At 68.6% G+C, this 15,111-nt stretch carries 9 protein-coding genes and 1 pseudogene; 8 read left to right on the top strand and 2 right to left on the bottom strand.

The window, feature by feature from the left end; all coding sequences use genetic code 11:
• Positions 1-50 precede the first annotated feature (50 nt).
• The 4 genes from FLX07_RS13785 (at position 51) to FLX07_RS13770 (ending at position 5,557) form a co-directional block, all read left to right on the top strand.
• Positions 51-989 (top strand): acyl-CoA desaturase, encoded by a 939-nt coding sequence (locus FLX07_RS13785; RefSeq protein ID WP_142571174.1) that lies wholly within the window; start codon positions 51-53, stop codon positions 987-989.
• Between the two features lie 247 nt (positions 990-1,236).
• Positions 1,237-2,205 (top strand): TetR/AcrR family transcriptional regulator, encoded by a 969-nt coding sequence (locus FLX07_RS13780; RefSeq protein ID WP_142571418.1) that lies wholly within the window; start codon positions 1,237-1,239, stop codon positions 2,203-2,205.
• Between the two features lie 278 nt (positions 2,206-2,483).
• Positions 2,484-4,580 carry an RNA degradosome polyphosphate kinase gene (locus tag FLX07_RS13775; RefSeq protein WP_142571173.1) on the top strand — a complete coding sequence of 699 codons (2,097 nt, stop codon included), beginning with the start codon at positions 2,484-2,486 and terminating at the stop codon, positions 4,578-4,580.
• A 23-nt stretch (positions 4,581-4,603) separates the two neighbouring features.
• Entirely contained in the window at positions 4,604-5,557 is a 954-nt protein-coding gene (locus FLX07_RS13770; RefSeq protein ID WP_244311154.1) for an NUDIX hydrolase, read from the top strand.
• A gap of 261 nt (positions 5,558-5,818) precedes the next feature.
• Here the strand turns inward: FLX07_RS13770 and FLX07_RS13765 are convergent, their stop codons facing one another.
• Together FLX07_RS13765 and FLX07_RS13760 are read right to left on the bottom strand one after the other, a co-directional pair.
• Entirely contained in the window at positions 5,819-7,276 is a 1,458-nt protein-coding gene (locus FLX07_RS13765) for a CYTH and CHAD domain-containing protein (protein ID WP_142571172.1), read from the bottom strand.
• A 57-nt stretch (positions 7,277-7,333) separates the two neighbouring features.
• Entirely contained in the window at positions 7,334-8,092 is a 759-nt protein-coding gene (locus FLX07_RS13760) for a trans-aconitate 2-methyltransferase (RefSeq protein WP_208762214.1), read from the bottom strand.
• Between the two features lie 83 nt (positions 8,093-8,175).
• On the opposite strand from FLX07_RS13760, the gene FLX07_RS13755 reads away from it, so the two are divergent.
• The 4 genes and pseudogenes from FLX07_RS13755 to FLX07_RS13730 all read left to right on the top strand — a co-directional run.
• Complete coding sequence (locus FLX07_RS13755) at positions 8,176-8,700, top strand: MarR family winged helix-turn-helix transcriptional regulator (protein ID WP_142571171.1); 525 nt, start codon at positions 8,176-8,178, stop codon at positions 8,698-8,700.
• Positions 8,701-9,202: 502 nt separating this feature from the next.
• Positions 9,203-10,921, top strand: coding sequence for a trypsin-like serine peptidase (locus tag FLX07_RS37710; RefSeq protein WP_223853255.1), 1,719 nt, complete (start codon positions 9,203-9,205; stop codon positions 10,919-10,921).
• 1,816 nt (positions 10,922-12,737) lie between these two features.
• Positions 12,738-14,291, top strand: a complete 1,554-nt coding sequence (locus FLX07_RS37015; protein WP_189104991.1) for a trypsin-like serine peptidase — start codon at positions 12,738-12,740, stop codon at positions 14,289-14,291.
• A 524-nt stretch (positions 14,292-14,815) separates the two neighbouring features.
• A pseudogene (locus tag FLX07_RS13730) lies at positions 14,816-15,111 on the top strand (trypsin-like serine peptidase); the annotation flags it as partial.

Below are 15,111 nucleotides of genomic sequence, written 5' to 3'. Positions count from 1 at the left end.
AGGTTACGGTTGCGTAGCCAAGAAGTTCTTCCTATCTCGTGAGGTAGCCCATGACCATCCTGACCGAACGTCCCTCACCACAGCCGAAGCCGGACTTCGAACCGCAGGGCAAGAGCAAAGCCGACCTGGTCGTCTTCGCACTCGTCGTCGGTCTTCCGGTCGTCGCGGTCATCGCCGTCGTGCCGTTCACCTGGGGATGGGGCCTGGGCTGGACGGACATCGCAATCGCGGCCGTGTTCTACGTCATCTCCGGCTTGGGGGTCACGGTCGGGTTCCACCGCTATTTCACCCACGGCTCCTTCAAGGCCAACCGGCCCCTGAAGATCGCCCTCGGGATCGCCGGCAGCCTCTCGCTGGAGATGTCGGTGCTGGACTGGGTCGCCGCCCACCGCAAGCACCACAAGTTCTCCGACAAGGAGGGCGACCCGCACTCGCCGTGGCGGTTCGGGCCCGGCTTCAAGTCGATGTGCAAGGGCCTGCTGTACGCGCACGTGGGCTGGCTCTTCGAGGTTGAGCGCGTCAACCGCGCAAAGTACGCCCCGGACCTGCTGAAGGACCCGGACATCATGAAGCTGCACCGGTGGTTCCCGACGATCGCGATCACGTCCCTGCTTCTCCCGGCTGTCCTGGGCGGCCTCATCACCTGGTCGTGGCAGGGCGCGCTGACCGCCTTCTTCTGGGGCACGCTGATGCGGATCGGGCTGCTGCACCACGTGACCTGGTCGATCAACTCCATCTGCCACGTGTTCGGCGAGGAAGTGTTCGAGTCGCGCGACAAGTCCCGCAACGTCTGGTGGCTGGCCATTCCCTCGTTCGGCGAGTCGTGGCACAACCTGCACCACTCCGACCCCACCTGCGCCCGGCACGGCGCGCTCAAGGGCCAGATCGACCTCAGCGCGGGTCTCATCCGCTGGTTCGAGAAGGCCGGCTGGGCCCACGACGTGCGCTGGCCGACCCCCGAGCGGCTGGCGGCGAAGCGACTTGGCTGACGACTCAGTCAGCGCTGTCGGCAGGGCCGCTCTACGGAACGCGGCGGCCCTGTCCCTGGCACCGGCCTCCCCCGGATCGGCGCCCTCTTCTGCGGCGGCGCCCGTCACCTCCGCTCTTCCGGCACCCGCCCGGACCGGCACTCGTACGGCCCCCGCCTCCGCGGTGGCCGTACCGGCGCGTCGGGCGGCTTCTCCCCGGAAAACGGCAACCGGTCCGAGCCGGGTTCGGGCCGCCGGACCCACCATGATGGAACCCGTGAGCGAGTCCTCTCGATCCCGCAGACGCATGACCGGCGCGGAACGGCGCGAACAGCTGATCCAGGTCGGCCGGACCCTGTTCGCGGACAAGGGCTTCGACGGCACCTCGGTCGAGGAGATCGCGGCCAGCGCCATGGTGTCCAAGCCCGTGGTGTACGAGCACTTCGGCGGCAAGGAGGGCATCTACGCCGTCGTCATCGACAGGGAGATGCAGCGCCTGCTCAGCCTGGTCACCCAGGCGCTGTCGGCCTCGCACGCCCGCATCAAGCTGGAGCGGGCCGCGCTCGCCCTCCTTCAGTACATCGAGGAGAGCAGCGAGGGCTTCCGGATCCTGGTCCGCGACTCCCACGCCGCCTCGGGCACGGGCACCTTCGCCAGCCTGATCAGCGACATCGCCAGCCAGGTGGAGGACGTGCTGGCGGACGAGTTCAAGGAGCGGGGCTACGACCCCAAGCTCGCGCCGATGTACGCCCAGATGCTCGTGGGGATGACCGCGCTCACCGGCCAGTGGTGGCTCGAGGTGCGCAAGCCGCGCCGCGAGGAGGTCGCCGCCCACCTGGTGAACCTGTCCTGGAACGGCCTGACCGGTCTGGATTTCAATCCCGCGCTCACGGCCGCGACACGCGGCCTGGTCCTGTCCCCTCCCACGGAGACCCGTACGGCGAGACCCGGTGAGCGCGAGTCGAAGGACCAGGAGAAGCTCCGCCGCGAGCAGGAGAAGGTACGCGAGCGAGAGCAGCGCGAACGCGCCAAGCAGCTCGAACGCCAGCAGCGTGAGCTGGAGAAGGCCCAGGAGCGCGAGCAGCGCGAGCGCGCCAAGGAGCTCGAACGGCAGATGAAGGAGCAGGACAAGCTCCGCCGCGAGCAGGAGAAGGCGCAGGAGCGCGAGCAGCGCGAGCGGGCCAAGGAACTGGAACGCCTGCAGCGCGAGCGGGCGAAGGGACTCGACCGGCACTAGCGCGGGGAGATCCGACCGTCCCGGCGGCGGCTCGTGGAGCTTGCCGTAACACCGCGGAAAGCCGCTCGCGGCGGCGGTCGTGACGCTCGAAGGCGGTCGGCGACGCGCGGGGGGCATCAGGGAGAACGCGGCCTGACGGAACCGGCCCGACAGAACCGGCCCGACAGAACCGGCCCGACAGAACCGGCCCGACAGAACCGGCCTGACAGAACGGGCCTGACGCTTTCGTTGCGGTGAAGTTAACATTCCGTTCAACGACTTAGGGCATATTTCGTTATATGTCCGCCCAAAGCTCCCCCGCCCATGAGCCGGAAGAGGCCGACCTCCCCGCGCGCACCCCGCTGCCCAACGAGCGATTCCTCAACCGCGAGGAGAGCTGGCTCCATTTCAACGAGCGCGTCCTGGAGCTGGCGGAGGACTCCTCGGTGCCGCTGCTCGAACGCGTCCGGTTCCTCGCCATCTTCGCGAGCAACCTGGACGAGTTCTTCCGCGTACGGGTGGCCGGGCTCAAACGGCGGATGGCGACCGGCCTGCTGCTCCGGACGACGGGCGGGCTGAAGCCGAGCGAGGCGCTGTCGCGGATCGCGACGGTCGCCGACGAGCTCGCACGCAGGCACGCGGCGGTCTTCCACGATCTCATCTGCCCTGAGCTCGCCCAGGAGGGCATCGCGATCGTCCGCTGGGACGACCTCGCCGGGGACGAGCGGACGGCGCTGCGCAAGCTCTTCCGTGAACGGATCCGGCCGGTCCTGACACCGCTGGCCGTCGATCCCGCACACCCGTTCCCGTACATCTCGGGTCTTTCGCTGAACCTGGCCGTGACCGTGCGCAACCCGGAGGACGGCCACACGGTTTTCGCGCGGGTGAAGGTCCCCTCGAAGCTCCCGCGGTTCGTGACGGCCTCGCCGAACCGGTTCGTCCCGCTGGAGGACGTGATCGCGGCCCACCTGGGCGAGCTGTTCAAGGGCATGCAGATCGTGCAGCACCACGTCTTCCGGGTGACCAGGAACGAGGACCTGGAGGTCGACGAGGACGTCACCGAGAACCTCATGAAGGCGCTGGAGCGTGAGCTGCTGCGCCGCCGGTTCGGACCGCCCGTGCGGCTGGAGGTCGAGGACACCATCACCCCCCAGGTGCTGGAACTGCTCGTGGACGAGCTCGGCGTGTCCGACGACGAGATCTACCGCCTGCCCGGGCCGCTCGACCTGACCGGGCTGCACGCCATCGCCGACCTCGACCGTCCCGAGCTGCACTACCGGCCGTTCGTCCCGGCGGAGGCGATCAGCGCCGAGGACGATCTGTTCGCCGTCCTGCGCGAGCGCGACATCCTCCTCCACCACCCGTACGACTCGTTCGCGACGAGCGTGCAGCGGTTCGTGGAGGAGGCGGCGGCCGACCCGGACGTGCTGGCGATCAAGCAGACCCTCTATCGCACCAGCGGCGACTCGCCGATCGTGGACGCGCTGATCGACGCGGCCGAGGCGGGCAAGCAGGTCGTGGTCGTGGTGGAGATCAAGGCGAGGTTCGACGAGCACGCGAACATCTCCTGGGCGCGGAAGCTGGAGACGGCCGGGTGCCACGTGGTCTACGGCGTGCTCGGTCTGAAGACGCACTGCAAGCTGTCGATGGTGGTCCGCCAGGAGGCGAGCGGCGAACTGCGGCGCTACTGCCACATCGGCACCGGCAACTACAACCCGAAGACGGCCCGGCAGTATGAGGACTTCGGCCTGCTCACCGCCGACCCGCAGGTGGGCGAGGACGTCACCGACCTGTTCATCCACCTGACCGGCTACTCCCATCAGTCCGAGTATCGCCGGCTGCTGGTCGCGCCCGACTCGCTGCGCCAGGGCCTGCTCGCCCGGATCGAGCAGGAGATCGCGCACCGCGGGGCGGGCCGCGCCGCCCGGATCCGGATCAAGACCAACTCGATCGTGGACGAGCCGATCATCGACGCGCTGTATCGCGCCTCGCAGGCGGGGGTGCCGGTGGACCTGTGGGTTCGCGGCATCTGCTCGCTCCGCCCGGGTGTGCCCGGCCTGTCGGAGAACATCCGCGTACGCAGCGTGCTCGGCCGCTTCCTCGAACACTCCCGGGTGTACGAGTTCGGCGGAGGGCTGCGGCCGGAGATCTGGATCGGCAGCGCCGACCTGATGCGCCGCAACCTGGACCGGCGGGTCGAGGCGCTGGTCAAGGTCACCAGCCCGCAGCAGCGCAGGTATCTGTCCGATCTGCTCGACCTGGCGTTCCTGGACACCACCACCGCCTGGACGCTGCACTCCGGCGGCAGGTGGCTGCTTCACCGGGGCGAGGTCGATCTCCAGCACCACCTGATCGCCGGGAGGCGCTGGCGGACGGTGAACGACGTGACGGAGTGACGGCCGAGGGCATGGTCAGGGGTATGGCCAAAGGCATGATCAGGGCGGCCGGGGCGGTCGTCTGGCGGGGGAACGAGGCCGACCCGGAGGTCGTCCTCGTGCACCGGCCGGCGTACGACGACTGGAGCCTGCCCAAGGGGAAGCTCAGACGCGGCGAGCACGTGATCGCGGGGGCCCTGCGCGAGGTGCGGGAGGAGACCGGCCTGCGGGTCGTGCTCGGCCGCGCGCTCCCGCCCGTGCACTACATGCACGACGGCCGGCTCAAGCGGGTGGACTACTGGCTCGCCCACGCTCTCGACGAGCCGACTGCGGCCGACGGCGACCAGATGGCGGCCGATGGCGACGAGGTCGACGAGGTGGTGTGGCTGCCGGTCGAGGAGGCCCGGAGACGCCTCACCTACGCCTGGGATCGCAGCCTGCTGCGCGCCACCGGCGCCGCTCCCCTCCTCACCACGCCGCTGATCCTGGTGCGGCACGCGCTGGCGGGCTCCCGGCGGGAATGGAGGGGCGACGACGACCGGCGCCCGCTGGACGAGCGCGGCCGCGCCCAGGCCGAGGTCCTGGCCACGGTGCTGGGGGCCTACCGCCCGTCCGTCCTGGTCAGCTCGCACAGCAGGCGCTGCACCCAGACGCTCAGGCCGTACGCCGATCGGCACGGGCTGGAGATTCGCGAGGAGAGGGCGCTGTCGGAGAGCGGCTACGACCCGCGCGAAGCGGAACGAACCGTGCGCGGTCTGCTGGCCGCGCACGAGCCCGCGGTGTTGTGCAGCCACGGCAAGGTCCTGCCCGAACTGCTGGGCATGGCCGGCGAGGCGCTGCGCGGGGTGCGGACCGCCGACCGCACCCTCGCCAAGGGCGGCTTCGCCGTACTCCACCGGGCGGTGGACCGCGCGGGCGCCGTCGTCGACGACGACGACGCAGCCGAGCACGTGCTAAGCCTCGAGCGCTACACCACCTACCCCCCCCCCCCCGCGTGATCTTGTAGTTTGTCGCACGGACCGCCACTGACCTGGCGAAGAACACTCCGTGATCTTGCAGTTGTCGGCACCGGACATGGGCCGACCAGGGACTACAGAGTTCCCGATCTTGCACTTTGTCGGCGGCTGCAAGATCACGAAGAGAGATTGAGCAGGTCAAGTCATGACGGCTTGATCGTTTGCAAGATCACCCGGGAAGACCGTGCAGGTCACCGGCCATGCGTGCGACAAACTACAAGATCACGCGGTTAGGTGGGGTGGTCAGGGGAGGCGGGACCAGACGGCGGGGAACTCGTCCAGAGCCCGGGCCGCCTCGGCGCTCTCGATGCCCGCCAGCGCGCCGTAGGTGAGGGTGTCCTCCCCCGCCTGCCGGGCCCTTTCGGCCTCCTCCAGCAGCACGCTCTGGGCGACTATGCCGTCCCGGTGCCGTCCGAGCACCTCCTGCACCTGCTTGGCGCGCTCGGCCGCGCCGGACATGCCGACGGCCTCCGCCGTGTATCGGGCGCGCTTGGCGGCCTTGCGCACGTCGTGCATGGCCGTCTCCCGTTCCGCTCCCTCCTCCATGCCCTGCGCCGCCTCGCAGGCGTCGATCACCCGCCGCCAGTTCCTGTCCACGATCTTCGGCAGGGCCTTGTCCGCCTTCTTGGCCGCCGCGGCCGTCAGCGGCGGGTCGGCGGCCAGCGCGTCGAGGGCGTCGAGCAGCGCGAAGTAACGGTCCTCGCTGAGCGCACGCCGGATGCGCTCGTACGCGTCGTGCTCCCTGGCCCGCAGGTCGTCGCCCAGCCTGCGGCGCGCGCCGGCGGTGACGAAGCGGGGGTCGAGACCGTCGAGACGAGTGGCGAAGCGGGCCCCGATGACCTCCAGGTCACGGGCTTCGCCCAGCACCTCACCGAGCCACCTGAGCTCCTCCTGAAGGTTCTCGGTGCCGGCGACGATCCGCTTGAACGCCTTGAGCGCGCTGCGCAGGCGGCGGCAGGCGACCCGGGCCTTGTGGACCGCGTCCTCCTCGGCCAGCCGTACGTGCGGGTCTCCTGCGGTCAGCGCGTCGGCGTTGGCGCGGAGGTAGGCGACGACGGCCTCTCCTGCCGAGCCGGGCTCGGGCCGGGTCCTCGGCGACGGCGCGGGTATGCGGTCTCCCAGCACCCGCGCGAGTTTGCTCGCGCTGTCCGCGGGAGCGGCGCCCGCCTTGCGCAGCCGCTTGGCCACCTTCGTGAGCAGGTCGCGCTCGCCCTCCTTGAGCTCGGCCTCGACCTCGCGCCAGCGCCGCACCACCGGCTCGTCCCCGAGCACCGTGCCCTTCACCCGATCGTCGGCGATCTCCACGAGCACCGTGCCGCCAGGACCGAGCAGCCGGGTGATTCCCCGGCGGGTCTCCAGCTGGGCCACCGGCGCGAGCGGGGCACCCCGCGTGTACGCGAGGACGAGGCTCGCCATCTCGGCGGGCACCACCGTGGCGCTGCGGGTGAGCGGCCGGGTGATCTCCTGGCGGGCGCCCTTGGCCTTGGGCAGCTTGAGATGCCAGCCCTCGTCGTCTCCGCCGCGCCGCCGGCGCAGGGTGACGCCCCGGGCCGCCAGCCGCAGGTCGGGGGTGTCGAAGTAGACCGCGGTCAGCCGGTGGGACAGCGGCTCGGACACCCCCTCACACCCCGGCACTCCGCCGAGGTCGGGCAGGGCGAAGCCCTCCGGAACGTCGAACTTGTCCTCGATCTCCAGCGCCACTGTTCCCCCCGAGTGTCGCGCTTCGCGGTCATACTGCCACGCGAAGGTGAACGGATCTCACAGGTGCGCGGCCACGAAGATCCGCCGGAACGGGAACGGCGTGCCGTACGGCCTGGGCGGGTAGGCGGCGCGCAGGACCCGCGCGCAGTCGGCGAGGAAGTCGGCGTGGCGCTCGGTCGGCAGCCGGTCGAGCATGGGCCGCAGGGCCGTGCCCTTGATCCAGCCGAGCACCGCGTCCTCGCCCGGCAGCACATGCACGTAGGTCGTCTCCCACGCGTCCACCGTGAAGCCGAGGCCGGCGAGCAGGTCCACGTAGTCGGCGGGTTCCCCGACCGGCGCGCCCCGCGGCACGTCGCCCAGCTCCTCCCGCCAGGTCGTACGGCACAGCTCGCGCACGACGGCGTGACTGGGCGCGTCGAAGTTGCCGGGCACCTGGAAGGCGAGCCAGCCGCCCTCGGTCAGGTGACTTCTCCACCGGCGCAGCAGGTCGGGGTGTTCCGGGATCCACTGCAGGAGCGCGTTCGAGAGGATCACGTCGACCGGGCGCGGCGGGCGCCAGTCGCGGACGTCGGCCACCTCGAACGCCGGCCCGGGCGGCGCCTTGGCGATCATCGCGGGCGAGGAGTCGACGCCGTGCACACGGGCACCGGGCCATCGATCGCACAGGGTCGCCGTGAGCTCCCCGGTGCCGCAGCCGAGATCGACGACGTACTCGGGCGATCTGGCGCCGACCCGAGCCACGAGCTCGTGGAAGGGACGTCCGCGCTCGGCCGCGTACCGCTCGTAGACCTCCGGGTCCCAGATGTCCGCACCCATGCCGATCCCTCCTTTATCTTGACGTCGAGATAAATCGATATCGCGGGAGATATCTCGATGTCAAGAGAAGCTAGACTCGGCCCATGACCTTCCAGAGGCCCGTCGAGGACGAGGTGGACCGGCTGGTCGCGGCCTGGAAGCAGGAGCGCCCGGACCTGGATGTGACACCTCTCGAGGTGCTGAGCCGGGTCTCCCGATTGAGCCGGCACCTGGAGCGCGCGCGCCGCGCGGCCTTCGCGTCGCATGACATGGAGTCGTGGGAGTTCGACGTGCTGACGGCCCTGCGCCGGGCGGGCGAGCCGTACGAGCTGAGCCCGGGGGCGCTGCTGCGCGCCACCCTGGTGACCTCGGGCACGATGACGAACCGCATCGACAGGCTGGCCGCCGCCGGGCTGGTAATCCGGCGCCCCGACCCGGAAGACCGGCGCGGCGTGCTGGTAAGGCTGACCCCCGCCGGGGTGCACCGCGTGGACGCCGCCTTCGCCGACCTGCTGCGACGTGAGCGCGAACTGCTCGCGGGTCTCGAACAACACGAACAGCAGGCTCTCGCCGCCCTGCTGCGCACCCTTCTGGTCCCCTTCGACGCCCCCGACGCGGCCACCCACTGATCCTGCGGAGCCGCGGTCACCCCGTTCTACCGGCAAAAGAGGCCACGCTCGACGGCCGTCGCCACCGAGGCGCGAACGGGCCGCCGGGCCTTGGCGGGATTTAAGACCGGCGGATGCCCATCAGAGCCAAGACCTGCCCATGTTTGCCCTTTGGCGCTTATGCCGCTTTCGACAGCGCATTGGACGTTGCGTCAGCGCGCTATTGACTCATTCCCTCTCGGCATAGATATGGCCATATCGGTGTGAGTTTGGTCACAACAATTTCTTGGACCGATCCAGTCCCAATCACGGCCGGAGGCGGGCGAACGGTCTGTGATCAGCAGAGACGGGACCCATGCCGTCAGGGCGACGCCGCCACCCCGCGGAGGCCACGACCCTTCGGACATGGAGCGGAAACTCAGAAATGTCTGTCATCAGGGTCTTTATCGTTATAGCTTCCCATCGTTCCTTCACTGACGCATGGGGCGCAAGTGACGCCTCACGACAGACCAGGGAGATCCACTTGAAACGCACTCTCGCTCTCGGCGGCGTCGCGGCCGGCCTGCTGGCCTCCGCTGCGATCGCGGCCCCGGCTCACGCCGACTCGGTTCCGTCCGTCAACCTGGCCAAGACCAACCTCGCCGCGAAGGAAGTCGCCGCGTTCTGGTTCGGTCAGGCGCGGGCCAACCTGATCAACGCCACGCCGTACACCGCGGAGACCAAGGTCGCCGCCAAGCACGTGTCGACCGGCGGCGCCTCCGCGGACAGCAAGGCCGGCGTTGTCGGGTCCAGCGGCGACCAGAAGGCCGCCACCGGCACCACGAAGAACGTGAACCTGCCCAAGACCACGGGCAAGGTGTTCTTCATCGGCGCCGACAACAGGCCGCACTGGTGCTCGGCGACCGCCGTGCAGTCGCAGTACAAGAACCTGGTGGCGACCGCGGGTCACTGCGTGTACGACACCAAGTCCAACGCGACCACCCTCGACCGGTGGGTCTTCATCCCCGGTTACTACGAGGGCAAGACCCCGTGGGGCATCTACGTCGGCAAGACCGCTTACACGCACTACGACTACAGCGTGTACGAGGACGGCGACCGCGACTACGCGTTCGTCACGGTCTACAACGGCGTCCAGGTCACGGACGTGAGCTACGACCACGGCCGCGACGACCACCACGGCCGTAACGACCACCACGGGCGCGACGACCACGGCAACCACCGTGGCGGACGAGGCCACGACGAGCACAGCTCGCACGTGGGGCCCGTCTCCGTCCGGCAGTTCCAGGCCCTGAACCGGGGCAGGAGCCTCACCGGCAACGGCCCCTGGGCCAAGGGCACCGGCGTCCAGACTCACGAGATCAGCGAGTACGCCTACCACAGCCACTCGGACTCGTACGTCAGCCGTGACGGCAAGACCCTCTACTTCCGCACGAAGGTCTGGGACCGCGACGACCACGGTCACGGCGGTCACGGTCACGGCATGCCCGCTTCTGCTGGCGCGGCCCTCTTCAAGGCACCCCCCGGTGGAGCTGGCGGACCTGCCGGCCCCGGTGGACCTGGCGGACCTGGCGGCAACGGTGGACCTGGTGGAGCTGGTGGACCGGGCGGCCCCGGTGGACCTGGCTCCCACCCCAGCCCGAGCCCGTCGCCGAGCCCCTCGCCGAGCCCCTCGCCGTCGGCCTCCCCGTCCCCGTCTCCTTCGCCGAGGCCGACCCACACGGGCAAGCCGAAGCCGAAGTACAAGTACTACGCCCGGACGTTCTGGGCGCAGAGCCGCGACGACCACAGGGCGCACGGCACGCTGAAGATCACCCTGAAGGACGTCGGCGCCCTCGGGTCCAACGTCGGTGGTCAGGGTCTGGCCTACAACCAGAAGATCGGCACCGCCGTCTTCGAGTTCGGTTACCCGAGCGGGTCGCACCCGGACGGCAACTACGCCTTCACCGGCAAGACCCTCAAGTGGGCCTACGGCAAGACCTTCAAGGCGAGCGCCGCGGCCGTCAAGGGCGAGGAGCTCGTGGGTCTCAAGTCCTCCTTCACGGGCGAGGGCGCCATCGGCTCGTCCTGGCTGTACCGCTACAGCAGCGCCAAGCGGCTCGGCTACCTCAACGGTGTGACCATCGGTGTCTCCGACACCGACGGGAACGGCCGCATCGACACCAGCATCTCGCCGTACTTCGACGGTGAGACGCTGGCCGTCTACAAGACCGCCGCGGCCAACTGGTCCGGCAAGATCGTCTGAGTCTTCGGCTCCTGACGTTCAGGAGGGCCCGGCTGTCCGCAGCCGGGCCCTTTCCTTTTGCCCGATCACGCCAGCCCCGTGCCGATCCGCGCGACGAGAGCGGGCAGCACCGGACTCGCCTCGACGCACCGGCCGCGGTCCGGTCCCGGTGGGCCGGTCGGACGTCGCCGGCCGTCCGCCCGGCGACCCTGATGCCGCTGTGGGACCGCTGGTCCCTGCCGCCCTCGGGCCGCGGGTACGGGAACGCGCCGGCCTGACCCCGCGCGTACGGCCGTCACGATCGACGTCATGATTCAGGCCCCTGGCGTCCACCTTCAACCAACCGCCGTGACCACCGGCACCAAGGCCCGGGGGACCACTCAACGGAACACTCCCAGCCGGCCACAGCGGCCTGGATGGGCCCGTCTCCGGGCAGGGGCCGCCCATCCAGGCCGCCGTGGAGTGAGCGGACGGCGTGCAGGCGTCAACGGCTTCCCACGCCGTGCTGTCCATGCCGTGCTGTCCACGCCGACCTGCCCGCGCGATGGCCCCCGCGCCACCGCGATCCGGGCAGCCGATCGTCAAACCGAGTTCGCGGGATACGGCGTGCGGACTTACCTCGCACACGGGCATTACGGAACGCACGTCTGCGGGGGTCGGGGCCGCCCTTGCCGACGCCGCCGATACGGCCCAGCGGAAACCACCCGCATAAAGCGCGGCCGGGTCTCGGTAAGTTCAATCGATCAGAACCATTACCACTTACTGCACAGCAAAGCCGAATGTGGAGAGCATTCAACGAAACGAGGGGAGAAACCGTCGAGAAAACAGGCGACAAGTCAGGACCGCCGAGTTTACGGAGCTTCCCCACCGACCCTCTGAGTCGCACCGCATTATGGAAAGAAAGACATCCGGGCGGCTCTCGCCTTTCTTCTCCGCACGAAGACTCGCAGGTGCGGGAAGTCATCGAGGGCGGCCGGCCCAGGAAAGCCGGACATCAACGACAGAGCATTTAACCTGCGCAAACACCGCCGACCTTCGGGCGAAGCGCCTCCGTCGAGCTCACACGGCGCCCGTGTCTCACCTTCTCGGCGGCTGGCGCACAATCGCCGCCGTCATACTGGGCAAAATCCCCGTGATCGTGATTTGCGCCACCCCGAAACGCCTGTCCAGCTATACAGAGAATGCGCATCGAAAGCGGTACGGCGATTCCAGACGGGGCACTGCCGACATTCCGCGCACCCCTCTTCGGCCGCCCCGGAGGGCCAGGCGGATATCAGATATCCGATCAGCTGGCTTACCGCATGGTAACCGCCCGTTCCGGGAGGACCCAGGAACCCTTCAGCAAGGCTCTCACCGCACCGCGGTCGCCGCGTCGCGACAACGCTCGGGGTCTCGCGGAACCGGAGCCGGCCGAGGCGAGGCCCGGTGGCCCCGAGGCGGTCGCGCCATGGTCAATGGCGGATCGACGTGCCCATTCATACTTCCTCCTGATCGTGCACTCGCGTTCCCTGGAGGGGTTACACGGACCACGGTCCAGGCGAACGAGCACATTCCGACGCGATCCTCCGGGCATCCGGTTTCGCGCAAACCTGTGAGTTGCATCACACTTTCCGGTGGTCGATCCGGTGCGGAGCGTCACATGCATCGCCTCATACGGTTCATGATCAGCCCCTTTTCAGGTTTCGTTCAGGAAGCGGCCTAAGGCATCGGGGTTGGCGGCAATGAACGAACCGACCAATTCCACTTACGTCACTCCAATTGGTCGTATAGCTTTCTCCCCGTTCCTCACTGACGGATGGGGCGCAAGTGACGCCTCACGACAGACCAGGAGAATCTAATGAAGCGCACTCTCGCTCTGGGTGGTGTCGCGGCCGGCCTGCTGGCCTCCGCTGCGATCGCCGCCCCGGCTCACGCCGACTCGGTTCCGGCCGTGAACCTGGCCAAGACCAACCTCGCGGCCCAGCAGGTCGCGGCGTTCTGGTACGGCCAGGCCAAGGCCAACCTGATCAACGCGACCCCGTACGCGGTGGAGACCACGGTTTCCGCCAAGCACGTGTCGACCGGCGGTGTGTCGGCCAGCGACAAGGCCGGCGTCGTGGGCTCCAGCGGCGACCAGAAGGCCGCCACCGGCACCCTGAAGAACGTCAACCTGCCGAAGACCACCGGCAAGGTGTTCTTCATCGGCGCCGACAACGAGCCGCACTGGTGCTCGGCCACCTCGGTCCAGGGCCAGTACAAGAACCTGGTGGCGACCGCGGGTCACTGCGTCTACGACACCAAGTCCAACGCCGCGACCCTCGACAAGTGGGTCTTCATCCCCGGCTACTACGAGGGCAAGACCCCCTGGGGCATCTACGTCGGCAAGACCGCTTACACGCACTACGACTACAGCGTGTACGAGGACGGCGACCGCGACTACGCGTTCGTCACGGTCTACAACGGCGTGCTGCCGACCGAGGTTCGGGGCACCGGCCACGGCTTCTACGGCGTCTACGAGGACTACTTCAAGGCCTCCAAGGTCAAGAAGGCCATCGAGGCAAAGAAGGAGACCGGCTGGTCGGACCTGAAGATCGAGCCCCTCGTCGACCTCAAGAGCCCGACCGGCAAGGGCAAGCTGGGCGACCGGCGGAACTTCGGTTCGCAGTGGGTCCAGGTCGACCAGGCCACGATCGACAAGTCGGTCGCGGACGGCGAGCTCGGCGACAAGGCCCCCGAGACCTTCCCCGCCGGCACCGGTGTCAAGGTCGACCCCAGCAACAAGGGTGAGTTCGACGCTGCCTTCGCCGCTGCTCCGCAGGGCAAGAAGGGCGAAACCAGCCAGGACCACAAGAACGCCTATGCCTGGAGCGCGGACGGCAAGACCCTCTTCCTCAAGCGCAACGGCATGACCTACACCAAGCGCACGTTCTTCGTCAACTACGACGTTGACTACAAGCTCGGTGGCAAGAAGCTGTCGATCGCTCTCAAGGACGTCGGCACGCTGGGCTCGAACGTCGGTGGTCAGGGTCTGGCCTACAACCAGAAGATCGGCACGGGCGTCTTCGAGTTCGGTTACCCGAGCGGGTCGCACCCGGACGGCAACTACGCCTTCTCCGGCAAGACCCAGAAGTGGGCCTACGGCAAGACCTTCAAGGCGGCCGCTTCGTCGATCAAGGCCCAGGAGCTGGTGGGCATCAAGTCCTCCTTCACCGGCGAGGGCTCCATCGGTTCCGCGTGGCTCTACCGCTACAGCAACGCCAAGCGGCTCGGCTACCTCAACGGTGTGACCATCGCGGTCTCCGACACCGACGGTAACAACCGCATCGACACCAACGTCTCCCCGTACTTCGACGGTGAGACGCTGGCCGTCTACAAGACCGCTGCCGCCAACTGGTCCGGCAAGATCGTCTGATCTTCCCCCCGGTAAAGCAGAGTCAAGGAAAGGGCCCGGCCTCCAGCCGGGCCCTTTTCCGTTGCTCCACCCCCGGCACATCGCGCCTTTGCGCAGCGTGTGATCGAGCGGCGGTCCGGCAGGTGGATCACTGTCAACGGGTGACGATCAATCGACACGCGGGGTGCCGATTGCCGTCGCGTCGGGGAACTTTCTCGGGACCGGCCGCCCCGCAGCGCCCACCCCGTGACCGCGTGACGGGGCTACCCCTATCTCCGGTTTCCCTTTAGAACCGTGATTTACATCACAGCAGTGCCCGACTCGGCGCAGCGCGGAGAGCGGCGGACGCCCGTGCGTCACCTTTTGCGATCAGCCAAAACGGCTCCGCCCTGCTCTGATCCGCCCCTTCCCAGTAGGGCACTCGCCTCCAGGACCACGGTCACGAGTCCACTTACGGCACCCCATTTCCTCCTATAGCTTTCTCCCCGTTCCTCACTGACGGATGGGGCGCAAGCGACGCCTCACGACAGACCAGGAGAAATCTAATGAAGCGCACTCTCGCTCTGGGTGGTGTCGCGGCCGGCCTGCTGGCCTCCGCGGCGATCGCCGCCCCGGCTCACGCCGACTCGATTCCGGCCGTGAACCTGGCCAACACCAACCTCGCGGCCCAGCAGGTCGCGTCGTTCTGGTTCGGTCAGGCCAAGGCCAACCTGATCAACGCCACGCCGTACACCGCGGAGACCACGGTTTCCGCCAAGCACGTGTCGACCGGCGGCGCCTCCGCCGACGACAAGGCCGGCGTGGTGGGTTCCAGCGGTGACCAGAAGGCCGCCACCGGCAC

The organism is Microbispora bryophytorum (assembly GCF_006874465.1).
GTDB classification, from domain to species: domain Bacteria; phylum Actinomycetota; class Actinomycetes; order Streptosporangiales; family Streptosporangiaceae; genus Microbispora; species Microbispora bryophytorum.
The sequence above is the reverse complement of the archived record's forward strand: the minus strand, read 5'-3'. Positions and strand labels throughout refer to the sequence as shown.